Source organism: Roseateles depolymerans, from assembly GCF_003387155.1.
Lineage (GTDB): Bacteria > Pseudomonadota > Gammaproteobacteria > Burkholderiales > Burkholderiaceae_C > Roseateles > Roseateles depolymerans.
In genome coordinates this window covers 221,700-246,428 of sequence record NZ_QUMT01000002.1, presented here as the reverse complement: position 1 = coordinate 246,428, position 24,729 = coordinate 221,700, and the positions used below count along the sequence as shown (strand labels likewise).

At 66.8% G+C, this 24,729-nt stretch carries 19 protein-coding genes and 1 other RNA gene; 12 read left to right on the top strand and 8 right to left on the bottom strand.

Features of this window, described 5'->3' with window-relative positions; all coding sequences use genetic code 11:
• Positions 1-88 precede the first annotated feature (88 nt).
• The 6 genes from acpA (at position 89) to DES44_RS09045 (ending at position 7,667) form a co-directional block, all read left to right on the top strand.
• Positions 89-1,795, top strand: coding sequence for an acid phosphatase (gene acpA / locus DES44_RS09070; RefSeq protein WP_083525496.1), 1,707 nt, complete (start codon positions 89-91; stop codon positions 1,793-1,795).
• A gap of 63 nt (positions 1,796-1,858) precedes the next feature.
• Entirely contained in the window at positions 1,859-2,488 is a 630-nt protein-coding gene (locus tag DES44_RS09065) for an alpha-ketoglutarate-dependent dioxygenase AlkB (RefSeq protein ID WP_058934662.1), read from the top strand.
• Between the two features lie 93 nt (positions 2,489-2,581).
• Positions 2,582-3,496 carry a non-homologous end joining protein Ku gene (gene ku / locus DES44_RS09060; RefSeq protein WP_058934661.1) on the top strand — a complete coding sequence of 305 codons (915 nt, stop codon included), beginning with the start codon at positions 2,582-2,584 and terminating at the stop codon, positions 3,494-3,496.
• Positions 3,496-4,461, top strand: a complete 966-nt coding sequence (locus tag DES44_RS09055) for a tetratricopeptide repeat protein (protein ID WP_058934660.1) — start codon at positions 3,496-3,498, stop codon at positions 4,459-4,461. Before ku ends, DES44_RS09055 begins: the two co-directional genes overlap by 1 nt.
• 83 nt (positions 4,462-4,544) lie before the next feature.
• Positions 4,545-5,207 carry a CAP domain-containing protein gene (locus tag DES44_RS25005; RefSeq protein ID WP_083525495.1) on the top strand — a complete coding sequence of 221 codons (663 nt, stop codon included), beginning with the start codon at positions 4,545-4,547 and terminating at the stop codon, positions 5,205-5,207.
• A gap of 189 nt (positions 5,208-5,396) precedes the next feature.
• Positions 5,397-7,667: a S8 family serine peptidase gene (locus tag DES44_RS09045; protein WP_083525494.1), complete on the top strand. Its 2,271-nt coding sequence runs from the start codon at positions 5,397-5,399 to the stop codon at positions 7,665-7,667.
• An 84-nt stretch (positions 7,668-7,751) separates the two neighbouring features.
• Here the strand turns inward: DES44_RS09045 and DES44_RS09040 are convergent, their stop codons facing one another.
• Positions 7,752-8,927 carry a DUF4126 family protein gene (locus DES44_RS09040; protein WP_147307030.1) on the bottom strand — a complete coding sequence of 392 codons (1,176 nt, stop codon included), beginning with the start codon at positions 8,925-8,927 and terminating at the stop codon, positions 7,752-7,754.
• Positions 8,928-9,010: 83 nt separating this feature from the next.
• On the opposite strand from DES44_RS09040, the gene DES44_RS09035 reads away from it, so the two are divergent.
• The 5 genes from DES44_RS09035 (at position 9,011) to DES44_RS09015 (ending at position 15,349) form a co-directional block, all read left to right on the top strand.
• Positions 9,011-9,718 (top strand): DNA adenine methylase, encoded by a 708-nt coding sequence (locus tag DES44_RS09035; protein WP_058937332.1) that lies wholly within the window; start codon positions 9,011-9,013, stop codon positions 9,716-9,718.
• Entirely contained in the window at positions 9,715-10,551 is an 837-nt protein-coding gene (locus DES44_RS09030; protein WP_058934657.1) for an 8-oxoguanine DNA glycosylase, read from the top strand. Before DES44_RS09035 ends, DES44_RS09030 begins: the two co-directional genes overlap by 4 nt.
• A 514-nt stretch (positions 10,552-11,065) precedes the next feature.
• Positions 11,066-13,192: a TonB-dependent siderophore receptor gene (locus tag DES44_RS09025; protein ID WP_058934656.1), complete on the top strand. Its 2,127-nt coding sequence runs from the start codon at positions 11,066-11,068 to the stop codon at positions 13,190-13,192.
• Between the two features lie 166 nt (positions 13,193-13,358).
• Positions 13,359-14,141, top strand: coding sequence for a DeoR/GlpR family DNA-binding transcription regulator (locus DES44_RS09020; RefSeq protein WP_058937331.1), 783 nt, complete (start codon positions 13,359-13,361; stop codon positions 14,139-14,141).
• Complete coding sequence (locus DES44_RS09015) at positions 14,138-15,349, top strand: MFS transporter (protein ID WP_232309975.1); 1,212 nt, start codon at positions 14,138-14,140, stop codon at positions 15,347-15,349. Before DES44_RS09020 ends, DES44_RS09015 begins: the two co-directional genes overlap by 4 nt.
• Positions 15,350-15,443: 94 nt before the next feature.
• On the opposite strand, the gene DES44_RS09010 is transcribed toward DES44_RS09015, so the two are convergent.
• Positions 15,444-17,540 (bottom strand): MASE4 domain-containing protein, encoded by a 2,097-nt coding sequence (locus tag DES44_RS09010; RefSeq protein ID WP_058934655.1) that lies wholly within the window; start codon positions 17,538-17,540, stop codon positions 15,444-15,446.
• A gap of 117 nt (positions 17,541-17,657) precedes the next feature.
• Complete coding sequence (locus tag DES44_RS09005) at positions 17,658-17,942, bottom strand: MerR family transcriptional regulator (RefSeq protein ID WP_058934654.1); 285 nt, start codon at positions 17,940-17,942, stop codon at positions 17,658-17,660.
• Positions 17,943-18,288: 346 nt separating this feature from the next.
• Between DES44_RS09005 and DES44_RS25950 the strand changes: the two genes are divergently transcribed.
• Complete coding sequence (locus DES44_RS25950; protein WP_269465242.1) at positions 18,289-19,896, top strand: chitinase; 1,608 nt, start codon at positions 18,289-18,291, stop codon at positions 19,894-19,896.
• Positions 19,897-19,955: 59 nt separating this feature from the next.
• Here DES44_RS25950 and DES44_RS08995 read toward each other — a convergent pair whose 3' ends face one another.
• The 5 genes from DES44_RS08995 to ssrA all read right to left on the bottom strand — a co-directional run bounded on the left by DES44_RS08995 (position 19,956) and on the right by ssrA (position 24,673).
• Positions 19,956-20,723 (bottom strand): PqiC family protein, encoded by a 768-nt coding sequence (locus tag DES44_RS08995; protein WP_083525492.1) that lies wholly within the window; start codon positions 20,721-20,723, stop codon positions 19,956-19,958.
• Positions 20,720-22,882: a PqiB family protein gene (locus DES44_RS08990; RefSeq protein WP_310732353.1), complete on the bottom strand. Its 2,163-nt coding sequence runs from the start codon at positions 22,880-22,882 to the stop codon at positions 20,720-20,722. Before DES44_RS08990 ends, DES44_RS08995 begins: the two co-directional genes overlap by 4 nt.
• Complete coding sequence (locus DES44_RS08985) at positions 22,866-23,534, bottom strand: paraquat-inducible protein A (RefSeq protein ID WP_083525490.1); 669 nt, start codon at positions 23,532-23,534, stop codon at positions 22,866-22,868. The genes DES44_RS08990 and DES44_RS08985 overlap by 17 nt, the downstream gene beginning before the upstream one ends.
• The gene (locus DES44_RS08980) at positions 23,527-24,204 is read right to left on the bottom strand and encodes a paraquat-inducible protein A (RefSeq protein ID WP_058934652.1); all 678 of its coding nucleotides are present in this window, start codon (positions 24,202-24,204) and stop codon (positions 23,527-23,529) included. Before DES44_RS08980 ends, DES44_RS08985 begins: the two co-directional genes overlap by 8 nt.
• Positions 24,205-24,299: 95 nt before the next feature.
• Positions 24,300-24,673, bottom strand: a transfer-messenger RNA (tmRNA) gene (ssrA, locus tag DES44_RS08975).
• Between the last annotated feature and the right edge of the window lie 56 nt (positions 24,674-24,729).

The following is a 24,729-nucleotide window of genomic DNA, read 5'->3' as shown; positions in this document are numbered from 1 at the left end:
CCAGCCGCTGTGACACGTACATGTCATGTGACAGCCGCAACCTTCGGCCGGTTCGCTTTTTCCGAATGGCTTGTCTCAGGAGACCGATATGAAGTTCCCCTCCCGCCTCGTCCGCCCGCTGCGTCCAGGCTCCCTTCTGACGCCCGTGGCGCTGGGCACGCTGCTCAGCCTGGGCGGCTGCTTCGGCGGCAATGGCGGCACCACGGACACCACCACCGCCTTGCAGGACAAGGTGCAGAACATCGTGGTGATCTATGCCGAGAACCGTGCGTTTGACAACCTGTACGGACGCTTCCCCAACGCCAACGGCCTGAGCACGGTGCTGAACACGGACGGCACGGTGACCGCCGCCTACCTGCCGCAGAAGGACCGCGACGGCAGCACGACGCTGTCCGCGCTCCCGCCGGTCTGGGGCGGTGTCACGGCACCGGGCAGCTCGGTCACCGTGACCCAGGCGCAAAGCGCCGGCCAGCCCAACAGCCCGTTCAACATCGGCACGGCCTTCCGGGCCAGCGCCAATGCAACGATCGACGGCAGCGTCGTCACCCGCGACCTCTATCACCGCTTCTTCGAAAACCAGATGCAGATCCACGACGGCAAGAACGACCTGTTCGCCGCCTGGGCGGATTCCGGCGGCCTGGTGATGGGCTACTTCGACTACAGCGCCTCGCCGCTGTACAAGCTGGCGCAGCAATACACCCTGGCGGACAACTTCTTCCAGGGCGCCTTCGGTGGCTCCTTCCTGAACCACCAATACCTGATCTGCGCCTGCGCGCCCGAGTATCCGAATGCGGACACCGCCGCCGCCAAGCCGACGATCACGGTGCTGGACAAGAACCCTGACGGCAGCTACACGCATCAGCTGTCGGTGGCCGCCACGTCCAAGGCTTCGGCACTGGATGCCGCGCCGGTCTTCCAGCTCTCCGGCAACATCACGCCGGCCAACTACTTCGGTGACGGCAAGTTCTACGCCGTCAACACGATGCAGGCGCCCTTCCAGCCCAGCGGCAATGCGCCGGTGGATGTCAGCGGCAACAACGGGCTCTACGCCGACCCGTCCAAGGCCACGACCCTGCCGGCCCAGACCCAGACCAACATCGGCGACCAGCTCAGCGCCCGCAATGTGAGCTGGGCCTGGTATGGCGGCGCGTGGAACGCGGCGCTGAAGGACGGCACCCAGGCGCCAACGACCAAGCGCAGCGTGATCTACGCGGCCAACAGCAGCGGCGTGGCCAGCACCGACGCGGTCGACTTCCAGCCGCATCACCAGCCCTTCAACTACTACGCCAACATGGACCCGGTGACGCACGCCGCCGACCGGTCCACCCACCTCAAGGACTACGACAACCTGGTGGCCGATGCCGCCGCAGGAACCCTGCCTGCCGTGGCCTTCTACAAGCCGGAAGGCCTGTACAACCAGCATCCGGGCTACGCCAACATCACCAACGCGGACCAGCGCATCGCCGACGTGGTGGCCAAGCTGCAGGCCAGCCCGCAGTGGAAGAACATGGTCATCGTCATCACCTATGACGAGAACGGCGGCCAGTGGGACCACGTGTCGCCGCCCAAGGGCGACAAGCTGGGCCCCGGCACCCGGGTGCCCGCGCTGGTGATCTCGCCCTTCTCCAAGAAGGGCACGGTGGACCACACGCAGTACGACACGGCCTCGGTGCTGCGCCTGATCACGCGTCGTTTCGGCCTGACGCCGCTGCCGGGCCTCACGGCGCGCGACAAGGCGCTGACCGCCAACGGCGCGCAGCCGATGGGCGATCTGACGCAAGCGCTGAACCTGTGATGGGCGGAGGGCAACAGCCCTGACGTGAGCCCCGGAACGGCTCAGACGCCACAATGCAGTGGCATGAGCCCTCTTCCATCGCCGTCTCAGTTTGGTCTGTTCGACGAACTGCCCATTCCGCAGGACCGTCTGCCGGACGGACTGCGCCTCCAGGACAGCTTTCTGTCGCGCGAGGAAGAGGCGCACCTGTTGACGGTGGTGGCGTCGCTGCCACTCGAAGCGGCCCGCTACAAGCAGTACACGGCCCGCCGTCAGGTGGTCAGTTATGGGGGCAGCTTCGACTACGACACCAACCGCCTCGAGCCGTCCGCGCCGCTCATCGACGCGCTGCATCCGCTGCGTGACCGCGTCGCGGCCTGGGCGGGCGTGGCGCCGTCGTCGCTGGTGCACACCCTGGTGGCGGCCTATGCACCGGGCACGCCGCTGGGCTGGCATCGCGACGTGCCCGAGTTCGAGCAGATCTTCGGCGTGTCGCTGGGCGGACCGGCCACCCTGCGCTTCCGACCGTATCCGCACGAGCCGACTCACAAGCAAGAAGTCCTGCGCCTGAAGGTCGAACCGCGGTCCATCTACGCCATTACCGGCGTCGCCCGCTGGGACTGGCAACACAGCGTGGCACCCGTGGACCAGATGCGCTGGTCCCTCACCTTCCGCACGGCACGCCAGGGCCGTCACGGCCGGCAGCGCCCTTGAGGCCTCCTGCTGTCCTACAGCACAACGGACGGCCGTCGGATGCCGCTGGCCTGCGCCTGCCCCTACCCTCAAGGGCATCTCCAGGAGTACGCCATGGCCACCTCCGCCCGTTCCATTGCTTCGCTCACCCTCAGCTTCGGTCTCGTGAATGTGCCGGTGCGGCTGTATTCCGCCACCGAGCCAGGGTCCGACGTGCGCTTCAATCTGCTGGACAAGGACGGCTCGCGCCTGAAGCAGCAGTATGTGAAAGAGCGCACCCGTCAGGTCGTGGAGCGCAAGGACATGATGAAAGGCTACGAGGTCGAGAAGGACCACTTCGTGCTGTTCACGCCGGAGGAGCTGAAGAACCTGGAGGAAGGCAGCAGCCGCGTCATCGACATCGTCAGCTTCGTGCCCCTGAGCTCCATCGACCCGCTGTTCTACGACAAGAGCTATCTGCTGGCGCCGGACAAGCGCGGCGCCAAGCCCTATTCCCTGCTGGCCGAAGCCATGCGCCAGTCGGACCGGTGTGCCCTGGCCAAATGGGCCTTCAAGGCCAAGCAGTACATCGTGCAGGTGCGTGCCGATGAGCACGGCCTGATTCTTCAGCAGCTGCGATACGCCGAAGAGGTGCGTTCCCTGGCGGACCTGGACATCGAGACCGCGCCGGTCTCCAGCACCGAGCTGCAACTGGCGCTGCAACTGGTGGACCAGATTGCCGCCGACACCTTCGACCCGGCACAGTTCCAGGACGAGGAGAAGGCCCGCGTACTCGCCGCGATCGATGAGAAGGTGCAGGGTAAGGAAATCGTGGCATCGGCCCATGGCGAGGAGGAACCCGCCAGCGGCCAGGTGATCGATCTGATGGACGCCTTGCGATCCAGCCTGCAAAAGAAAAGGCCTGCGGGCAAGGCGACCAACGTCACCAAGCTCAAGCCCGCGCCCGCAGCCCGCAAGCCGGCCAAGCGGGCCGTGACCGCGCCCGAACCCCAGGCGGCGCCCGCCCCGCGCAGCCGCGCCCGCAAGTGATGCCGACCGCGGACAGCGGCTACAGCCTGCGGCAGGCGGAAAAGCTGGTCGGGGTGAGTCGGCGCTTCATCCAGGCGCTGGTGGAGGCCGACATCCTGCGACCGTCCCCCGCCCCGCCCGATGACTGGCGCTTCAGCCTGCGCGACATGGTGGTGCTGCGTACCGCCAAAGCCCTGCGGGACGCTCGCATTCCACATCGCAAGGTGGTGCAGGCGCTGCGCAATGTGCAGGCGTCGCTGGGGGAGGATGAACATCTGGCCAGCATCCGGCTGCGTGCGTCGGGCCGCGCCATCGAGGCCAGCGACCAGGGCTTGCGGCGTGATGCGCTGTCGGGGCAATTGCTGCTGCCGCTGGAGGACCTGTCGTCCGCGGCGACGATGGCGACCTCTGCCTCCCCAGCCTCCTCTGCCTCCTCTGACTCCTCTGACTCTTTTGAGGCCTCTGACGCCTCTGACTCCGTTGACGCGTCCGACGACTCGCGCTCTCCAGACCCGGCGGCGGCTTCGTTTTTGAAAGAGGCCCCAGCCGTTGCCGGCACCGATTCATCCATCGCCTGGCGACGATTCCAGCAGGCGCTGCATCTGGAGGCCAGCGACGCTGCGGCCGCGGAAGCGGCGTATCGGCAGGCCATCGCCCTGGATCCGTGCCTGGACGTGGCGTATGTGAATCTAGGCGCCCTGCTCTGCGAGTCCCATCGCTGCAAGGAGGCGGTCACCCTGTACGACCGCGCCCTGGCCCACTGCGGGGACACGCCCCTGATCCACTTCAACCGCGCCACCGCGCTGGAAGACACCGGCCGCCTGCATCAGGCCGTCCAGGCCTACGAACGGGCGCTGGTGCTGGACCCGGGACTGGCCGATGCCCACTACAACCTGAGCGTATTGATGGAGCGGCTGGGCCAGACCCAGGCGTCGCTGCGACACCTCAGCGCCTACCGCCGGTTGCATCCCCCGGAGGATTCATGAACATTTGCACATCTTCTGCGGCGGTGTCGCCAGGGATACGTTTGGTTCCAGACGTATCGGATGTCACTTTCTATGATTCCGGGATGGACACGTCTTTGACACACGAACGCGCCGCCGGTCCTCTCCGCGCTGGTGCCGCGCAAGCCGCTCATGCTGGTCATGCCGCTGATGCCACCCCTGGCCGCCGTGCCGTCTGGCCGGCGCTGCTGCTCAGCCTGACGCTTGCCGCTTGCGGTGGCGGCGGCAGCGACTCCGCCAGCAGCGGTGGCACCGGAACCAACCCGGACGCACAGACCAACTGCGGCCTGGGCACGCAAGCGGCTTTCGAGCAAGAGCTGCTCAACCGCATCAATGCCGCACGTGCCGCGGGCGCCAATTGCGGGACCTCGGGCACGTTTGCGGCCACCAGTGCGCTCAGCTGGAATGCCCTGCTGGCGCAGGCCGCTGACAACCACGCGGTCGATATGTCGTCCAAAAACTTCTTCAGCCACACCGGCTCCAACGGCAGCACCCTGGGTAGCCGGGTCACCGCCGTCGGCTATCCGTGGGTCGGCCTGGCCGAGAACATTGCCGCCGGCCAGGGGTCGGTGCAGAGCGTGATGGACGGATGGCTCGCCAGCCCTGGCCATTGCGCCAACATCATGAATCCGAACCTCCAGGAAGTGGGCGTGTCCTGCCGCGTGGCGGCCTCCACCGCCAACACCTACTCCACCTACTGGGTGATGGACCTGGGCACCCGTCGCTAAGTGAGCAGCGGTGCAGGGCCGATCAACGGGCCCTGCGCCACACCTCGCGGCCCACGCATCCGCTGCTCACCAATCGCGGTCTCGTGTTCAAACTGACACGAACCGCTCAACATTCGCAACTCTGTATCTCCCCTTCGCGGCATAGACTGCCGCCACCGCGGCTGCTGGCCGTTCGAGCGAGGGGAATTCATGTCGTTGTTGCGTCGTTCACTGCTGCCGCTGGCCCTGCTGGCCGGGGCCGGTCTTCTGGGAGCCGCCGTCTCGGGCGAACAGAACAAGGTCGTCTCGCATCAAGCCCCCGCGGCGGATGTCAGCAGCACCTCGGCCCGGGTGATCGTCAAGTACCGCAACAACGCCTCGGTGCTGTCCACCGGACGTGCCACCGCCCAGAGCGCGACCAACGTCACCGCTGCCGGCGCGCAATTCGCCTCCACCATGACCGCCCGCTTGGGCGTGGCCCTGAGCGATGGCCGTGCCATCAGCCCCAGCAGCCAGGTGCTGATGGCCTCCGGCATGAGCTCGAAGGTGCTGGCCGACAAGCTGGCCGCCGACAGCGACGTGGAATGGGCCGTGGTGGACCAGCGCCGCTTCGCGCTGGGCGCCTACACCCCCAACGACCCGCTGTATGCGGACAACCAGACCAGCACCATGCCGGTGGCCGGCCAGTGGTATTTGCGCGCACCGACCACCAGCCTGAAGTCCGCCATCGATGTGGAGACCGCCTGGGCGGTCACGCAGGGCAGCAGCAGCGTGGTGGTGGCGGTGCTGGATACCGGCGTCGTCAAGAGCCATCCGGACCTGGCCTCCAAGCTGGTGGCCGGTTATGACTTCATCAGCGATGCCACCGTGGCCAATGACGGCGGTGGCCGCGACAGCGACCCGTCCGATCCCGGCGACTGGGTGACCTCCACCGAGGCCGCTTCCGGCGCGCTGAAGGATTGCACCGTGGAAGACAGCAGCTGGCACGGCACGCAGACCGCCAGCCTGATCGGCGCCGCGACCAACAATGGCGTGGGCATGGCGGGCGTGGCCCCCAATGTGATGCTGATGCCGGTGCGGGTGCTGGGCAAGTGCGGCGGTTATGACTCGGACATCCAGGCCGGCATGCGCTGGGCTGCGGGGCTGAGCGGGACCGGCATCACCGCGCCCACGACGCCGGCCAAGGTGCTCAACCTGAGCCTGGGCAGTTCGGGCAGTTGCAGCGTGGCTTACCAGTCGGTGGTCAATGAGCTGAACGCCGCTGGGGTCGTGGTGGTGGCCGCCGCCGGCAATGACGGCCTGGCCGTTGGCACTCCGGCGAATTGCAGCGGTGTGATCGGCGTGGTGGGGGTGCGGCACAGCGGCACCAAGGTGGGCTATTCCGATCTCGGATCTGCCGCCTCCATTGCGGCGCCGGCCGGCAACTGCGTCAACAGCAGCGGCACCTGCGTCTACCCGATCATCACCGCGACCAACAGCGGCACCACGTCGCCCAGCACCAACACCTACAGCGACGGCACGAACTACGCCGCAGGGACCAGCTTCTCCGCGCCGCTGGTGGCTGGTACCGCCGCCTTGATGATGTCGGCCAACACCGGCCTGACGCCGGGCGAGGTCACTTCGCTGATCAAGAGCACCGCCAACGCCTTCCCCGGCGCTGAAAGCGGCGTGGCAGCCTGCCAGGCGCCCAGCGGCACGGCGCAGACGACGGAGTGCTACTGCACCACCAGCACCTGCGGCGCCGGCATGCTCAACACCGGCGCTGCAGTGGCCGCAGCCAAGGCCATCGCGCCGACGCCGGTGCTGAACGCCTCTGCGACCACCGTGCTGGCGGGCGAGACGATCACGCTGGACGCCAGCGCCTCGACCGCACCGAGCGGCCGGACGGTGGCCAGCTACCTGTGGCAGATCACCAGTGGCACCAGCCTGGCCGCCTTCAGCAGCGGCACGACCAGCGCGTCCACCACGCTGCTGACCAGCGGCGCCGGCACGGTGACGGTGCAGCTGACGGTGACCGACAGCACCGGCCACAGTGCCAGCACAACGAAGTCCTTCACCGTGGCCGCCGGGAAACCGACCGCCGCGTTCACCGCATCGACCACGTCGCCGGTGGTGGGCGCCAGCGTGACGCTGGACGCCAGCACATCCAAGGCGGCGAGCGGGGCCAGTCTGACCGGGTATCTGTGGGAGATCACCAGCGGCACCACGTCCGCCAGCCTGAGCGGCTCCGCCACCGCATCGACCACGACCCTGAGCGCCACCGCAGCAGGCACGGTGGTGGTGCGGCTGACGGTGACCGACAGCAATGGCTACACCAGCAGCTCATCGCAGACGCTGACGGTGGTCACCTCGGACAGCTCGACAAAGTCCACCTCGACGACCAGCAGCAGTGGCGGCGGCGGTGCGATGTCGCTGCTTTGGGGATTGGGACTGCTGGCGCTGACCCTGCTGCTGGGCCTTCAGCGACGTGCGAATCGCTGAGCGGCCGAATTCGCCACTGAGCATGAAGAAGCCGCCCCTCGGGGCGGCTTTGTTTTGTCGGTGCAGGTGAACGGGACGGAGCGCTCAATCCTGGGCGATGCGCTCGCGCTCCGGCGCCAGGGCGGCCACGCAGACCATCGCAGCGCCGCCATAAGCCAGCAGGTCCTCAGACGCCGCCACGGCCCAGTCATTCCCCAGGGCGCGCGACAGGCGCGTGCGCAGGGCGTGGCCGATGTAGGTCGCCACGATGGAGCCTGCCGCGCCGGCCAGCGCGGCGGAAGCGGAACGACCGCCTGCCAGCGCCGCCCCGGCGACAGCGCCGCTGGTCACGCGCGCCACCACCCCGACCGGCTGGGTGCGGTCCGGCGTTGAGGGGAGCTTGTCGACGACCAGCTCGCCAATGGCCATGGGCGTGGTGACCGCGACTGCACGGTTGCTCGCCAGCCCCGACAACGGCGAGTCCTTCACCGAGATCAGACCCAGGCGGGCAGCCCATGTCACGGCGGTGATGGGTGCGCTGGTGCGCGGCCCTGCGGTGGCGCCCAGCAGAAAGGCCAGCAGCAGGGTCTGGCGGGAGGCAGACGGTCCGCGTCGGGAGCTGGCCGTCCCATCGCCGAGGGTCTCTTGCGGGTCTGCCGTCGCTTCGCCGAGCCCTTGACGTGCACGCGCCAGTTCCTCGGTCTGCTTCATGGCCGCGCCTTGTCGCAGCGCCTCCCGCAGGGTCCATCCCGAGCGACGGATCTGGTCCGCGCCGTCCTTGACCTTGCCGAAGAAACGGCGGAAGAGTTTGCGTGCGCCTTCGGTGGCGGTGCCATACACGACATGCGACGCATAGGAATACGGATGCGACACGGCCGGGGCGCGCCAGACCGGATCCCCGAGGCGCAGTGCGGGCACCAGCGTTTCATCGACCACCGTGGCAGCCACGACGCCAAAGGCCGCGCCCTGCCCGGCGGTGACCGCCGGCTGGACCTCGGCGGCGGCGCCGTACAGGCCTCCGATCAGCGAGCCGGTGGCGTAGTGCACCGCTTCGCCGGCCGCTTCCCGCCTGCGGGACGGCACGGGGCGTCCGGTGACCAGCCGTGCGGCGCGGTCGGCCGCCTTTTCGGTCGAGGGCGTGCCCTTCACCCCGGAGGTCACGCCGCCCCGCGCGAGCGCGGATTGGAAGCCTGTCATCACCAGCGCGCCGACCAGGCCAGCCGCCAGCCCCGATGCAACGCCCAGAGCGACGTCGCTGTCTTCGTTGTGATCAGTGTTCATGAGGGCGAATCTGGCAATCCGCATGCCACGGGACACGACCCAGGGCATTGACATCATCGTCAGATCTGACGATGATTCAGCCCATGAAGTATCCAGGCGGCAAGGGCAAGACCTATCAACACATCATCAACCTGATGCCGCCGCATCGCGTCTATATCGAGACGCATCTGGGCGGCGGCGCCGTGCTGCGAAACAAGCGGCCCGCCGAGCATTCCATCGGCATCGATGCCGACGAACGTGTGGTGGCCCAATGGCGCGCACGGACGGCGGACCCGCCCACCGACACTGCGTATCCAGACCTTGAGCTGATATGCGGGCGGGCGGAGGAATTCCTCGCCCGCTATTCGTTTCTGGGGGATGAACTGGTCTATGTGGACCCGCCCTATCACCCAGAGACGCGTCGGCAACCCCGGGTTTATCGATGTGACTATGACGTCGAGGACCATGTGGAGTTGCTGTCGCTGCTGGCCCGGCTGCCGTGCCCGGTGATCGTGTCAGGCTATGCCCATCCGCTGTATGACGAACTGCTGGGCGGATGGAATCAGAGAACGTTTCAAGCGAAGACCCATACCGACGTCAGGACCGAGACTTTGTGGTTCAACTTTGAACCGCCCGACCAACTTCACGACAGCCGTCACCGCGGAGACAACTTCCGCGAGCGGCAGACTTTGAAACGGCGCATGGAGCGCCTGCAAGACCGAGTGCGGGCCATGGACCCGGCCGAGCGCCATGCGTTCGCCCAGTGGCTGCACGACACCTATCCCGTTGCTCCCCGGAGCATTTCCGTATGACCCAGATTCTTGCCATCCTGACCCGACACGGTTCCCTGCAGCGCGAAATTCCCGCTCCCGATCAATGTGTGATGCCCGGCGTGCGCTGGGGCCATGCCGATGAGTTCCCGGCCGCCGCCTATTGGCTGCAACGTGCGCTGACGTGGCGGTTGGAGCAGGAAACGCCGCTGCGTCGCTCCAACCGGACACTGGCGGAGGAGGTGGGGGCCTGGCTGCTCGGCGGGCAAGGCGTGACGGCGGCCGTGGCGCAGGCGGCGTTTGAACGTCTGCGGGGGAAGGGAGCGTTTGTCCGTGCAGGCGTGAGTGAAGCGGAGTGCCTGCTCTGGCTGAGCGAGCCGCTGGAGGTCGCCGGGCAGGCAGTGGCGTACCGGCTGGCAGCGCAGCGGGCCAAGTATCTGGCCGCGACATTGCCCGCCGTGTTTGAGGTGCCGTCGACGCTGGAAGGACGCGAGTTGCGGGATTGGCTGATGGCGCTCCCAGGCTTGGGACCGAAGTCGGCGTCGGGCATCGTGCGGCAGTGGTCGGGGGCGACGGATGTGGCGCTGCTGGATAACTACGTACTGCGGGTCGGCCAGGTGATGGGGCTGTTTGGGCGCAAGCTGACGGTGGAGCGACATTACCTGGAGATGGAGGCGCGGTTCCTTCAGCTGTGCAAAGCCATGAATGTGGCGGCTCCCGATGTGGAAGCAGTGATGGCGCAGGAACTGATCCGGTCTCCGGAGACTGCCCGCTTTTTGACGGACTATCTCAAGGCCACGGAACCCAAGCCGAAAGCGGCTGCAACGCGGCGGGCGCAGGCGCCGGAGCAGTTGTCGCTGGTGTTTACGGGGTGATGATCTGAACGGGGTCTCGGTCTCGGTCTCGGTCTAGGTCTAGGTCTAGCTCCAGCCCAAGGTCGCGTTGGCCGGCTGAGACAAAGCCGCAAGAGGGTCTGGTGCACCGCGCCAGAAGGAGCAGGGGCGGGCACCTTTTGCTTCATGTCCCCCGCCCCTTCGGGGCTCCTCCTTTTACTTCCGCAAAAGGCACCCGCCCCTGCCCCTTCCGACACCCAGCACTGCAGCGATCCATGGGGTGCCTCCGTCGCTTCCGTAAACGGCACCCCCTCCCCCCCCCACTTCCGACACCCAGCACTGCAGCGATCCGTGGGACGCCTCCGTCGCTTCCGTAACAACACCCGCACCGCCACTTCGGACATCCAGCGGTGCGGCGAGCCTAGGGGGCACCGGGGGGCTTTTGTTGCTTTAACGGGATTCGCACAGGCGTTCAATTTTTCTTAAGAATTATTCGCATTTACTTTTAGACTGCGCGGCGGGGTGACGGTGGCGTCGCCCATACACGGAGAACTCGATGAAGCACCCCTTCCTCATGACCGCCTGCGCCTTCGCCGCCTGTGTGGCCATCAGTGACGCTCGCGCCCAGGAAGCGGCCACGCCCGACACGTCCACCGGCCGCGCTGCCGACGTTTCCCTCGACCGGGTGCACGTGCAGGTCAGGCGCGAATCCCGTGTGTCCAAAGGCGCCACCGGGCTGCCCATCGCCATCAAGGACACCCCCCAGTCGATCAGCACGCTGGACAAGGAAGACATGGCCAATTTCGGCCTGACCGGCTCGAATGACGCCTTGCGTCTGGCCACCGGGGTGAACGTCGATCAGTACGAAACCAACCGCGCCACCTTCAATTCGCGGGGCTTCGAGGTGCAACTGACGCAAATCGACGGCGTCGGCATGACCAACGACTGGGCCACGGTGGTGGGCCAGGAGGACACCTTCCTGTTCGAGCGCATCGAGCTGATCCGCGGCGCCAACGCCATGTTGACCGGCGTGGGCAATGCGTCCGGCACCATCAACTACATCCGCAAGCGCCCGACCAATGTGGACGGCGGCGAAGTGAATGTCACCTATGGCCAATGGGGCCAGGTGCGCGGCGCGCTGGACTACAACAAGGTCCTGACCCAGGACGGCAACTGGGCAGGCCGTCTGGTGGTCACGCATGAGGACAAGGACTCCTATCTGCGCGCGCTCAACGACAAGCGCTCGACCGTCTATGGCGTCATCGACGGCCAGATCGGCGATGCCGGCACACTGACCTTCGGCGCCACCCTCAACGATTCGAAGCAGCATTCGCCGATGTGGGGCTCGCTGATCCTGCGCCACGCGGACGGCACCCAGGCGGATCTGCCCTCCTCCACCTCCACCTCCGTGGACTGGACCTACTGGAACACCCGCACCCAGAATGCCTTCGCCGAGTACACGCACCAGTTGGCGAAGGGCTGGGAAGCGAAGGCGACCTACAACTACCGTCACTACGATGAGGACGTGAAGCTGCTGTATGCATCCGGCACGCTGAATGCAGACAACACGGGACTGAACGGCTGGCCCTACCGCGCCCAAAAGACGGTCATCAACCGGATGTTCGACCTGAGCCTGAATGGCGAGTTCGATGCGCTCGGCCGCAAGCATTCCGTGATGGTCGGCGCCAGCCGCTCTACCCAGAGCAACAGCATCGACACCTACGCATTCGGTGCTGGCCAAGGCAGCCTGCTGCTGCCCGCCCTGCCCTACGGCGGTGATGCCTACCCGGAACCGACCTGGGGCCCTCGCACCCCGAGCAGCAGTGGCGAGCAGACGCTGACGCGCGCCTACGGCGTCACTCGCCTGGCCGTGACCAATGAACTCAAGGCCATCCTCGGCTTCAATGCAGTGAAGCTGGAGCGCGAAGGCGCCTCCGGTTATGGCAACGCCGCCAATTCGCGCAGCTATCCGGACACCAAGAAAACCACGCCTTATGCCGGCCTGACCTACGACTTCACGCCCGATGTGATGGGCTACGTGTCCTACTCGACCATCTTCCAGAACCAGGACCAGACAGACATCAACAACAACTACCTGGATCCGGTCAAAGGCAAGAACGTGGAAGTGGGGGTGAAGTCGGACTGGCTGAACAAGCAGCTGATGACCACCTTTGCCTTGTTCAAGGCTGAACAGCTGGGCCTGGCGACCTACGCGGGCACGAGGATCGACCCGAGCGATCCGACCAACCCCATTTCCTATTACGGCCCCAAGGACGTGAAGTCCAAAGGCTTCGAATTCGAAGCCACCGGCCGCCTGAGCCGGGACAGCCGGATCACCGTCGGCTACACCCGCCTGATCCTGACCGGCCCGGATGGCAAGAGCATCTACGACTGGGTGCCGCGCACCACCATCAACGCGGTCTTCGACACCCGCATCAGCGCCCTGCCCGCCCTGCGCGTGGGGGTCGCCGGACGCTGGCAGTCGGAGGTGGTCGGCCCGAACGCGTCGCAAGGCGCCTACCTGACGGCTGACGCTTTCGCCAGCTATGAGCTCAGCGACAAGGCGTCTGTGCGCCTGAACCTGAACAACGTTCTGGACAAGAAGTACCTGCGCGGCATCGCTTACGGCGCCATCTACGGCGCGCCGCGAAACGCAGCAGTGACGCTGAACTACAAGCTCTGACGACCCTGACCTCCCGCCTTTCGTCAAAGGCCTCTGGCATCAGCGCTACGGCGCGGATCCAGAGGCCTTTTTCATGGCAAGCACGATGCGACCTGCAAGACCGTGCAAGACCGTGCACAAACAAGAATTTGATGGCATGATGCAGATCGGATTTGCCGTACCTGCCATGACCGTCACCCCTGACCTCCCCCGCGCGCGCCGCGACGTGATTGCCGACCGCCTGGCCGCCGGCCATCCGGTGGTCGCGGCCGAGCTGGCCGCCGAGTTCTCGCTGTCCGAAGACGCCATCCGCCGCGACCTGCGCGCCCTCGCTGCGCAAGGGCTGTGCCGCCGGGTCTACGGCGGCGCCATTCCCATCCCCAGCCACGACCGGCCCATCACCGCCCGTCTCAACGAACATCCCGAGCGCAAGACCGCGCTGGCCCGCGCCGGCGCCGCCCTGGTCCGACCCGGCGAGCTGGTCTTCCTCGACAGTGGCAGCACCCACGTCTGCATGATCGAGCACCTGCCGGAAGATGCCGACATCACCATCGCCACCAATGGCGTGGATGTCGCAGCCGCCGCCCTGCGCCGCCAGGACCTGCGCCTGCTGCTCATCGGCGGACAAGTCGATCCCCATCTGGGCGGCAGCGTCGACGCCGCCGCTGTCACCAGCCTGCAGCAACTCCGCATCGACCGGTGCTTCGTCGGCGTCTGCGGCCTCACGGTGGAGGACGGCGCCATGGCCACCCACTTCAACGAGGTCGTCTTCAAACGCACCCTGGTGGCCCGTAGCCGTCACCGCGCGGCCCTGCTGTCCAGCGACAAACTCAGCGCGCCGGTGCACTACCCCTTCGCCGCACTGGCGGACCTGCACACCGTCGTCGTCGAACACGACGCCGATGAACAACTGCTTCGTCCGCTGCGGGACGCCGGCCTTCACCTCCTCCAGGCAGAGCCCCTCCGATGAGCGCCACACCGCATTCCAGTTCCGCCCAGGCTGAAAACGCCGATCTCCCCTCCGACCGCAAAGCCGACAAGGCCGACCTCGCCCGCAACGACCGCCCCGAAAACCGTCTCGCCGTGCGCCTGGCCTTCCTGGTGGCCGGCTTCGGCGTGGCCTGCTGGGCCCCGCTTGTGCCCTTTGCCCGTCTGCGCCTGGGCATCGATGAAGGCGCATTGGGGGCCCTGCTGCTGTGCCTGGGGCTGGGGTCGGTCTCGGCCATGGTCATGGCCGGCCTGATCAGCGCCCGTTACGGCACCAAGCCGCTGATCATCGCCAGCGGCCTGGGCATGGCGCTGGTGCTGCCGCTGCTCAGCGTGCTGTCCACGCCCCTGTCTCTCGGACTCGCACTGGCGGCCTTCGGCGCCTGCCTGGGCTCCCTGGACGTCGCGATGAACGTCAATGCGGTGGAGGTGGAAAAGCAGAGCGGCCAGCCGCTGATGTCCGGCTTCCATGCGCTCTACAGCGTCGGCGGTTTTGCCGGCGCCGGCTTCATGACGCTGCTGCTATCGCTGGAGTTCGAGCCGCTGCATGCCACGCTGCTGGGCGCCGTCCTGATGGCCGCCGCCGTGGTGATGGCCTGGCCCTACCTGCTGATCACCTCCAGCTCCAGCCAGGGCCCGCTCTTCGTCGCTCCGCGCGGCATCGTGCTGCTGCTGGCCGCCCTGGCGGGCGTGACCTTCCTCGTGGAAGGCGCCATCCTGGACTGGAGCGCCCTGCTGATGACCAGCACCGGTCGCGTCTCCACGGCGCAGGGCGGCCTGGGCTTCATGCTGTTTTCGGTGGCGATGACGGTGGGCCGCTTCACCGGCGATGCACTGGTGTCCCGTCTGGGTGACCGGACCACGCTGGTGACCGGCGGACTGATCGGAGCGCTGGGCGTAGCGATCGTGATCCTGGCGCCAGTGGCTGCAATCGCTGCGGTCGGCTTCGTGATGGTCGGCCTGGGCGCTTCCAACCTGGTGCCGGTGCTGTTCCGCCGTGCCGGCCAGCAAACAGCCATGCCGCCGGCCTTTGCCGTGGCGGCGGTCACCACCACCGGTTATGCCGGCGTGCTGCTGGGACCGGCGCTGATCGGCTTCGTGGCCCACGGCGTCGGGCTGTCCAATGCCTTCTGGCTGCTGGGCGGGCTGTTGTGCCTGGTGCCGCTGTGTGCGGGCCGGGTGGCGCGTTGAGTAGCGGCGCTTGGACCGGCGATCCAGGAGCCCTCCCAATCCCGAAACCATCCAGGTCCGATCCAGTCCCGATCAAACGCCGTCCGGCGCCCCATCAGGGGAAGAACGCATTCAACAGCGCCGTCAGGTCATACGGCTTGCGGACCACCGGAAACCCTTCCTCGATGGCCCCCTGTGCCATCTCGCTGTAGCCGGTCACCAGGACCACGCGCACATCGGGACGCCTGGCCTTGATGCGACGGGCCAGCTCCAGGCCGTTCATGGCGCCCGGCATCACGATGTCGGAGATCAGCACATCCGGCACCAGGCCCTCGTCCATCCATCGCAGCGCTTCGCTGGCATCCTTGGCCGTGCGGACCGCAAAGCCGGCGGACATCAGCAACTGCTGGGAGGCCTCGCGGACATCGTCGTTGTCATCCACCAGCAGGATCACCTCGCCGGCCTGGAGACTGGCCATTGAAGACGCGACCGACTGCTCAGCGCCCACGGCCGACGTTTGTGGCCCGGCCGTCCATCCAGTCGCCGCAGTCAATGCAGTGCCTGCAGTCGCCGCAGACCCTGCAGGTCCGGCAGTCGCCGTCGTCACCGCACTTCCAGCCTCGATCCTGCGCTCGGACACAGGGAACACCAGCGCCAACCGCGTCCCCTGCCCGGGCCGGCTGTCCACCTCGACGTGTCCGCCGCTGGCCTTGGCAAAGCCGTAGACCTGGGCCAGCCCCAGCCCGGTGCCCTTGCCCGGCTCCTTGGTGGTGAAGAAGGGCTCGAAAATCCGCTCCAGCACTTCCGGCCGGATGCCGGGTCCGCGGTCCTTGACGGTCACCGTCACCGACGCCTGGCCGTCCACCGAGCGCTCCATCCGGGCGCCCAGCACGATCGTGCCGCCGTCAGGCATGGCATCGCGGGCATTGGTCATCAGATTGGTCAGCGCGATTTCCAGCTCCAGCGGATCGAGCGCCACATCCGGCAGCGGCTGCTCCAGCTCCAGCCGCACCGGGTAGCGCTCATCCAGCAGCGCGCGCACCGACTCCGCAATGTCCGTCAAGGCCGTCGCCAGGTTCAGCGGCTGCACATTCATCCGCCGGCGCCCGGACAGCAGCGTCAACTGGCGCGTCATGGCTTCAGCCTTGCGCACATTGCGGCGAATGACTTCGACATCCGCATCGGCCAGCGTGCCTGCACGGCGATGCAGGATGGACAAGCGCCCGGTGATCACCTGCAGGATGTTGTTGAGGTCGTGGGACAGCCCCGCCCCCAGTTGCCCCACCGCCTCCATCTTCTTGGCCTGCGCCAGTTTCGCTTCCGCGCTTTCACGGCGATGGATCTCCGCCTGCAGGTCGTCGGTGCGCGCTTTCAGGATGGCCACCGTGTCGGCGAGATGCCGCTGCAGCCGCCGGAAATGCTGCGCCAGCAGGAGCAGCAGCACGGCACTGGCGATGAGGCCTTCCACCCGCGTCGTGTACCAGGCCAGCGTGTAGCGCCCGCCGCTGTAGGTGCTGAGCCAGACGCCCGCGGCTTCGGCGGTCAGCACGAACATCAACCAGACGAAGATGGATCGATGGTGGAGTTCACGCAGCCAGATCATGCCCACCGCGCCAGCGGCGAGCACGGCCGCGACGTAGGAGCCATACACGGTGAAGAGGGTGAAGCGCTCTCGCTGTCCATCGTTGGACACAGCGCCCGCGTCGTTCATCTGGGACACCAGGAACGCCATCAGCGCGGCCAGGACGGCGACCAGCGCCGGCCAGCGGTTGGAGGAACTTCGGGTGGGACGTTCGGGCGCCCCCTCCACCAGCACGGCCCACAGGATGAAGAGCGGAAAACCGGCCCGCCAGGTGATGAAGATCCAGCTGGCGGCATGGGCGGAGCCGATCACCGGGCGTTCGGGAAAGACGGCGCCAGGAAAACACAGCACATACGCCACCGCCATCAGGCCGCCGAACAGATACGCGGCTGCAATGACGGCATGCGACCGAGGCTGGTGGGACGCGGAGATCAGCAACCAGAAGGTGGCCAGATCGATCATCGCGATCGCCGCGCCATACATGCCGCTCACATGCGGCAGTGGTGGCAGCGGCTGGGCCGCATGGGGAAACACGAGCGCAATGCCGCCGAGCAGCAGAAGCGACAGCCCGATGGCCAGTCGAAGCTGCGATCGACTCGCAACCTCCTCGACAACCTCCGGGTAGGGCATGAATCCGGCTCCTCTTAGCACTCAATGCGGCGCGCGATTGTCGCAGTGTCCGCTGCACGGGTGGTTCACACCCTGCCGGGAAACGGCAGCAGTGTGCGAGGAGAACCGGTTCTCGCGTCAGTGCGGCTTCGAGACGCCCTTGAATCGAAGGCTGTCCTGGTAAGCAGCCGGCACCAGCGACCGGCGCACATTGGCCAGCGCGGCAATGATGCGATCGCTCGACACCCCCTGGTCCTGCAGACGCCGCGCCGCATGCAGCAGCACCAGATCCTGGAAGGTGAAACGCGCGCCGGAAGAGGAATCCAGCAGATCGGTGTCGAGCAGGGAGTCGATCACCTGCTCGGGAATGCCGGCCATGTGGACGGCTTGCGACTTGGTGAAGGGGGCGAGTGCTTTGTCCATGATCGTCGTCTCCGGGTGATTGGGCTCAACGGTAACCAGACGCTCGCGTCTGCCCTGAAGGTAGAGGGCGGACTTGCGTGTAGGACAGCGCCTGAGCCGTGCCTGGCCTGCTGAGTGGGCCGTCCTCGTCTCCACGTTTTGTCACCACGACCCAGGGTTTCCCCTCGGGACGAACGGACCACTTTTCCCGAAAGTGGTATTGCAGCGGTGGCAATCAACGGCGATTTTGTAATACCAATTGAATTCCACCGCCGATGTTGACTGCCATCCGCGGGGTCCCGCGAGCGCAGTCTTCGGGGGGTGACACCGCCCTCGCCCGGTCCTTCAACCTTGGGAATCCCTCACCATGACTGCTCCCGTCCTCAGCGCCGACCAGCGCCGGTCCCGCCGCCCGATGCACTCGATTCGCGCGATCGTGGCGCTTGGCACCGCAGCGCTCGCCATGCAGGTGGCCGCACAGACCGCCGCCTGGAAGCCGGATACGTACTACACCGCCGGCACGGTGGTGAGCTACAACGGCCAGCTGTACCGCGCCAACGTCAACCAGACCGACTACAGCAGCACCGGCTGGAATCCCACCAATGCCTCGTTGTGGACCTTGATCGGTCCGGCGAGCGGGAGTCCGTCGCCGTCGCCATCGCCGAGCCCTTCTCCGTCACCGTCACCGTCTCCCTCTCCGTCGCCATCGCCGTCACCGTCGCCGAGCCCGGCCCCCGCCCCCAACGGCGCCTGGAGCGCCACCACCGCCTACTCCGGCGGCGCCATCGTCAGCGAAGGGGGCGTGCTGTATCGCGCCAATTGGTGGACGCAGGGGGACCGTCCGTCCACCCACAACGGGCCGACCGGATCCGGACAGCCCTGGACGGTCTACAGCGGCACGCCATCACCGACTCCGTCCCCGAGTCCGTCGCCGTCCCCCTCTCCATCACCGTCGCCGTCGCCGTCGCCGTCGCCTTCACCGTCACCCGCCCCTTCCCCGGGTCCCGCCCCGGCCCCTGGCGCGCATCAGCTGATCGGCTACTGGCACAACTTCACCAACCCGTCCGGCCCCACCTTCCCGATCAGCGAGGTGCCGGCCGACTATGACGTCATCGTCGTGGCCTTTGCCGACGATGCCGGCAACGGCAACATCGCCTTCAACCTGGACAGCGGCGCCGGCGGCGAGAGCCGCTTCATCGCCGATGTGGCCGCGGCGCGGGCCAAGGGCAAGAAGGTCGTGCTGTCCTTTGGCGGACAGAACGGCACCGTCACGCTGAACAACGCCACGCAGGTGAGCAACTTCGTCAACAGCGTCGAGGCCATCATGCGTCGCTACGGCTTTGACGGCATCGACATCGACCTGGAAAGCGGCGCCGGTGTCACCGCCGGGGCGGCGGTGCAGACCAATCTGGTGACGGCGGTGAAGCAGCTCAAGGCCCGCATCGGCAGCGGCTTTTATCTGTCGATGGCGCCGGAGCATCCGTATGTGCAGGGCGGCTACGTGGCCTATGGCGGCATCTGGGGCGCGTACCTGCCCATCATCGACGGCCTGCGCAACGAGCTGAACGTGCTGCATGTCCAGTACTACAACAACGGCGCCGTCTACACGCCCTACGCCACGCAGGGACTGGCCGAAGGCAGCGCCGACATGCTTGTGGCCACCAGCCGCATGCTGATCGAGGGCTTCACCACCAACAACGGCACCGGGCCTTATGTGTTCCGGGGACTGCGTCCGGATCAGGTGGCCTTCGGGCTGCCCTCGGGGCCTTCATCGGCCAACAGCGGCCAAGCCAGTGTCGCCACCATCACGGCGGCGTTGAACTGCCTGACCAAGCTCACCCAGTGTGGCGCCATCAAGCCGCCGGTGGCCTATCCGACCTTGCGGGGGGTGATGACCTGGTCCATCAACTGGGACCGTCATGACGGGCTGGCGTTCTCCCGCGGCGTGCGGGCGTCGCTGAACGCGCTGCCTTGACCGCCATGTGCTGACAACAGCCCGGCGCCGGGAGGTGCCGGGCTGTGGAGGAGCGGCGTCTACTGCGCCGAGCGACCCTCGCAGCTGCCCTGCGGCCATCGCGTCGCCACGGCGGCCACTGCCTCGGCGAGCGACGCCACCAGACGCTGCTGCGCCTGCACCACATCGCTCACGTCGGCCCCTGCGGGCTGCGTCAACTCGGTGTGGCAACTCACACGCCGCTGCGAGTCGGACGACTGGGCCAGGCTCCAGTCCGCGGCCAGATGCACCTGCTGCCCCGGCCAGGCCTCGAAACGTCTCATCTGCACCTTGATGCGCAACACATCGCGGCCCGCCGGCACGCTCAGCCCGGCGACATCCTGCGTCCCCAGCTGGCGGGACAACTGCGACGACAAGGCACTGCGCAGTTCCTGGCTCAGCGGGGCCGACCAGCGTGCCTGCTCCAGCACCACGACGGCGCTGTCACTCTTGCGGATGACGATCTGCGGCTGGTCCAGCGATTCGGGCAGGCCCACGGGCATGACGTCGATCCACCAGGGCGAGGTGGGGCTGCCCGATTGAGCAGGCTGCTGCGGCTGGGGCTGCTGCTGCTGCTGCTGAGGCTGCTGCTGTTGCGCCTGCTGCTGCTGCTGCTGGGGCTGTGGCGCTGTCTGCTGCCGCGCTGACTGCTGCTGCGCCGCCACTGGCTGCATCGGCGGTGGCGTCAGCGTGTAGTACGTCGTCACCGGTGCAGAACCGCAGCCCGCGAGCAGACCCAGCGCACCCATCGCCAACACCCCAGCGCCGTTCACCGCGCATCGCACCATCGGTTGAAGAGACATCATCATGGTTGCTTGGGCTCCTGGGCATTCGTGGGACGAGGGGCCGCTGCACCTGGCCCGGGGACTGACGACGGAGATGGTTTTTGGGATCCCGACGGGGACGGAGACGGTGACTGGGCCCCCGACTGGGACTGGGACTGGGACTGGGATTGCGAATGGGACTGCGGCTGCGGCTGCGGCTGGGGCTGCGGCAGGGGCTGCGACGGCGACTGCGCCGGCCCTGGCAAAGGCCCATCCGCCGGACGCCCACGGATCAGCGATTCAGGATGGCGGGACAGCATGTCGGTCAGGCTCCGCAGCGAGCGCGCCGAACGCTCCACTTCCCGCAGCGTCGCGGACAGGTCCTGCTGCAGATGCGAGTCTTCTCCCACCGCGCCGCCCACGGCGCTGAGCGTGCGCTGCGCCTGCTGGAAGGTGGCGGTGGCTTCCGGCAGCACCTGGCCATTCACCTGGTTGAGCGTCTGATGGAAGGTCAACAGGGTGCCGTTGAGTTCCAGCAGGCTGTTGTTGAGGTTGTTGGCCACCTGCTCCATCGGCAGCTTCTCGATCTTGTCGAGGATGTGCACCACCTGCTCCGGAATCTGATCCACCTTCTTGTCGATGGTCGGGATCTGCAGCGGGCTCTGCAGGGCCATCGTCATCTTGGGCTGGCCGGGGTAGAACTCCAGCGAGATGTAGCGTTGGCCCGTCAGCAGGTTGCTGGTGCGGGCTTCCGCGCGCAGGCCTGCCTCCACCAGGTTCTTGACGAACTGCATGGTCACCGATTCCGGATCCCCCTCCTTCACCGGCACATGCTGCATGGCGGCGTCGAGCCGGTGCGGGAAGATCTCGGCGCTCACCACCGCGGGGAAGCGCTTGCGCACCGGGTCGAAGTCCAGCGACACCGCCGTCACCCGCCCGATGTTGAGCCCCAGGAATTCCACCGGCGCGCCCACGGTGAGGCCGCGCAGCGACTGCTCGAAACGGAAACGCGCATATTGCGGCGGACCGTCGGCACGGGCCATGGCGGTCTGCTCGTCATTGGCCAGCATGTAGACGGAGCGCGATGCAGAGGGCGGCGTCACATCGTCCACCGGCGTCGCGAAGGCAATGCCGCCCGCGACGATGGTCGCGACGGACTGGGTGTTGAGCTTGAGCCCTTCGGCGCCCAGCGAGATGTCCAGTCCGCTCGCATTCCAGAAACGGGTGTTGCTGTTGACGAAGCGGTCATACGGCGCGTCGACGAAGATCTGCAGGTCGATGCCGGAGCCGGCTTCATTGAGCTTGTAGGTCGCCACGCGGCCCACCTGCACCCGGCGGAAATACACGGGCGATCCGATGTCCAGCGACCCCAGGTCGGACGCACGCAGCATGAAGGTCCTGCCCGGCATGCCGTTGATCACCGCGGGGGGCTCCTCCAGGCCTTTGAAGTCGTGCTGCGGCTCTTCCGACTTGCCGGTGTCCACGCCGATGTAGGCGCCCGAGAGCAAGGTGTCCACGCCAGAGACCCCGCCCACGCCGATGCGGGGCCGCACCACCCAGAAGCGCGAATCGGTGCGGGCGAGGCTGGCGGCGCTGTGGGTCAGCTGCACGGTGGCCAGCACATGGGTGCGGTCGGGGCTGAGGCGGATGTCGCGCACGCTGCCGACGGTCACGTCCTTGTATTTGACCGGGGTCTTGCCTGCTTCGAGACCCGCTGCAGTCTGGAAGCTGATGACGATCTCCGGCCCTTCGTTGCTCCAGCTGCGCGCGAAAATGGACAACGCCACGATCGCCGCCACGGCGGGCACGATCCACACCAGCGACACCCCGCGGCGGCGACGCACGGCGGGAGTGCCAACACCGGGGACGTCGGGGGGCTCACCGCCGGAGCCATCGGAGCCGCCGGAGCCGCTTGGGCCGCGAGGGCCACCCGTACCGTCGGCCCCCCTGGCACCACCGGCCCCAGCGAGGCCGCTCGGCTCACCCGTGTTGCCTTGCGTACCGAGGCTATCCGACGTGCTGTCCACACCCGGCATGCCAGGCAAGGGTCCCGGTCCTGCAGACACCGGCAGGTCCTGCGGCGATGCTTGCAGGGATCCGGACGACGAGGGCGAGGAAGACGCGGACGACGACGACGACGACGACGACGACGGCGATGGCGACGGCGAGGGCGGCAATGAGGCGGAATCAGTGCGAGGGTTCATTCGATGTCTCGGCGTCCCAGATCAGGCGCGGGTCGAAGCTCATGGCGGAGAGCATGGTCAGGATCACGACCATGCCAAAGAAGAGGATGCCGATGCGCGGCTCGATGTCGCTGAGCTGGCGGAACTTCACCAGCGCGGCCACCAGCGCCACCACCACCACGTCCAGCATCGACCAGTAGCCAATCAACTCCACGAAGCGGTAGAGGCGGCTGCGCTCGGCCTGGGCCCAGGTGCTGCGCCGCTGGGTGGTGATCAGCAACACCGCCATCGCGACGAACTTGGTGCAGGGCACGGCGACACTGGCGATAAAGATGATGGCGGCGATGTCCCACGCGCCTGAGCGCCAGAACTCGATGACGCCGTTCATGATGGTGCTTTCGGCGCGCTGGCCCAGCATCTGGGTGAACATCACCGGATAGAGATTGGCAGGGACATAGCAGATCAGCCCCGCGATCAGCAGCGCCCACGCGCGCACGATGCTGTTGGGCTTGCGGTGATGCATGGGAGCGCCGCAGCGGGGACAGGCCTGCGAATCGAACATGCCGCGACGCGGGCTCACCTGGCCGCAGGTGGGGCAGCCGATCAGGCCCAGTTCATGCGCACGCGGTCGGCGATGCGGCTCGCTGCCCGAGGCTGCGGGGGAATCAACCATGACGCCCGTCCATGGCGGCGCCCTCGTCCGACAGTCCTTCCTCACGGGCGAGCGCGGGCTCGTCCACCAGATCCCAGAGCCAGTGCATGTCGCGACTGGCAATGACCGCCATCAGCAAGGTCAACACGGCCATGGCCCAGGTCCCGGCCCCCAGCTGGACCGACACCACATCGGACAGCTTGATCATCGACACCAGAATGCCCAGCAGGCAAACCTCCACCATGCTCCAGGGACGCAGCCCCACCAGGAGGCGCATCAACAGCTCGAAGGCAGGCGGCCGCTGGCCCGCCCGGGCATGGCCGAGCACCCAGAGCAGCGCAGCAATCTGCAGCAGCGGCACGATGATCAAGGTGAGCGCCATCGGCACCGCGATGGGGGCCGTCGGCCGCTGGGCCAGCGCGATGATCGCGCCCCAGACGGTGGCCTCGTTGTGCGCCCCCTGGAAGTTGATCAGCACCACCGGGCGCAGATTGGCAATCAGGAAGGTGATGGCGGCCGCCACGGTCAAGGCCAGCCACTGGTCCAGCGTGAGCCGGTTGGCGCGCAGCAGCACCGCGCCGCAGACGTTGCAGCGGGCCACTTCATGACCGGTGAGCGCCGGCCGGCGATAGAGCGTGTCGCAGTGCTCGCAGGCGAAGTAATGACGATAAAGGTGCGGTCTGGCACTCATGGGGGTACGCAGAGCAAACAGCGTGCCGATGATAGGTCCGCCCCGCGTCGCCAAAAATAAAAGGGCCCGGAGTTCATCCGAGCCCTTCTTGAAAATGGTGGAGGCGGGGGGAATTGAACCCCCGTCCGCAAGCCGTCCACGTACAGTTCTACATGCGTAGCTGTCTGTTTTGGATCTCGCCAGTCAGGTCGCGCAGCAGCACGCTACCTCACCAGCCAGCACCCTAGATCTCACTCATGCCCAAGGTGCCCGGACACAAGCCAGCCTATGTAATTAACCTCTCAGTCTTTGCCTTGCGGCTCAGACCCGGCCCATAGGCCAACCGTTGAGAGGCTCACATGCAATTAAGCAGCGAGTGCGAACTTTGAGTCGTTTGCAGTTACTTTGTTTCCAGGTGGATTTACGAGGATACTGGCCCTCGGCATGCCCTGCGACGCATCAGAACCCACGTCGAAACCAGGTCGCCCCCTTTTGAAGCGTGACATCAGTATACACCCGTGCCCTCGTCCCCGAGGACCACGGGGA

Coding starts and splice junctions, on each gene's coding strand:
- DES44_RS09045 (WP_083525494.1), top strand. CDS start 5,397: ATGTCGTTGTTGCGTCGTTCACTGCTGCCGCTGGCCCTGCTGGCCGGG.
- DES44_RS08985 (WP_083525490.1), bottom strand. CDS start 23,534: ATGGTTGATTCCCCCGCAGCCTCGGGCAGCGAGCCGCATCGCCGACCG.
- DES44_RS09005 (WP_058934654.1), bottom strand. CDS start 17,942: ATGGACAAAGCACTCGCCCCCTTCACCAAGTCGCAAGCCGTCCACATG.
- DES44_RS09040 (WP_147307030.1), bottom strand. CDS start 8,927: ATGAACACTGATCACAACGAAGACAGCGACGTCGCTCTGGGCGTTGCA.
- DES44_RS08980 (WP_058934652.1), bottom strand. CDS start 24,204: ATGAGTGCCAGACCGCACCTTTATCGTCATTACTTCGCCTGCGAGCAC.
- DES44_RS08995 (WP_083525492.1), bottom strand. CDS start 20,723: ATGATGATGTCTCTTCAACCGATGGTGCGATGCGCGGTGAACGGCGCT.
- DES44_RS09065 (WP_058934662.1), top strand. CDS start 1,859: ATGAGCCCTCTTCCATCGCCGTCTCAGTTTGGTCTGTTCGACGAACTG.
- DES44_RS09030 (WP_058934657.1), top strand. CDS start 9,715: ATGACCCAGATTCTTGCCATCCTGACCCGACACGGTTCCCTGCAGCGC.
- DES44_RS09055 (WP_058934660.1), top strand. CDS start 3,496: ATGCCGACCGCGGACAGCGGCTACAGCCTGCGGCAGGCGGAAAAGCTG.
- DES44_RS25005 (WP_083525495.1), top strand. CDS start 4,545: ATGGACACGTCTTTGACACACGAACGCGCCGCCGGTCCTCTCCGCGCT.
- DES44_RS09010 (WP_058934655.1), bottom strand. CDS start 17,540: ATGCCCTACCCGGAGGTTGTCGAGGAGGTTGCGAGTCGATCGCAGCTT.
- DES44_RS09035 (WP_058937332.1), top strand. CDS start 9,011: ATGAAGTATCCAGGCGGCAAGGGCAAGACCTATCAACACATCATCAAC.
- DES44_RS08990 (WP_310732353.1), bottom strand. CDS start 22,882: ATGAACCCTCGCACTGATTCCGCCTCATTGCCGCCCTCGCCGTCGCCA.
- DES44_RS09025 (WP_058934656.1), top strand. CDS start 11,066: ATGAAGCACCCCTTCCTCATGACCGCCTGCGCCTTCGCCGCCTGTGTG.
- DES44_RS09020 (WP_058937331.1), top strand. CDS start 13,359: ATGACCGTCACCCCTGACCTCCCCCGCGCGCGCCGCGACGTGATTGCC.
- DES44_RS25950 (WP_269465242.1), top strand. CDS start 18,289: ATGACTGCTCCCGTCCTCAGCGCCGACCAGCGCCGGTCCCGCCGCCCG.
- acpA (WP_083525496.1), top strand. CDS start 89: ATGAAGTTCCCCTCCCGCCTCGTCCGCCCGCTGCGTCCAGGCTCCCTT.
- ku (WP_058934661.1), top strand. CDS start 2,582: ATGGCCACCTCCGCCCGTTCCATTGCTTCGCTCACCCTCAGCTTCGGT.
- DES44_RS09015 (WP_232309975.1), top strand. CDS start 14,138: ATGAGCGCCACACCGCATTCCAGTTCCGCCCAGGCTGAAAACGCCGAT.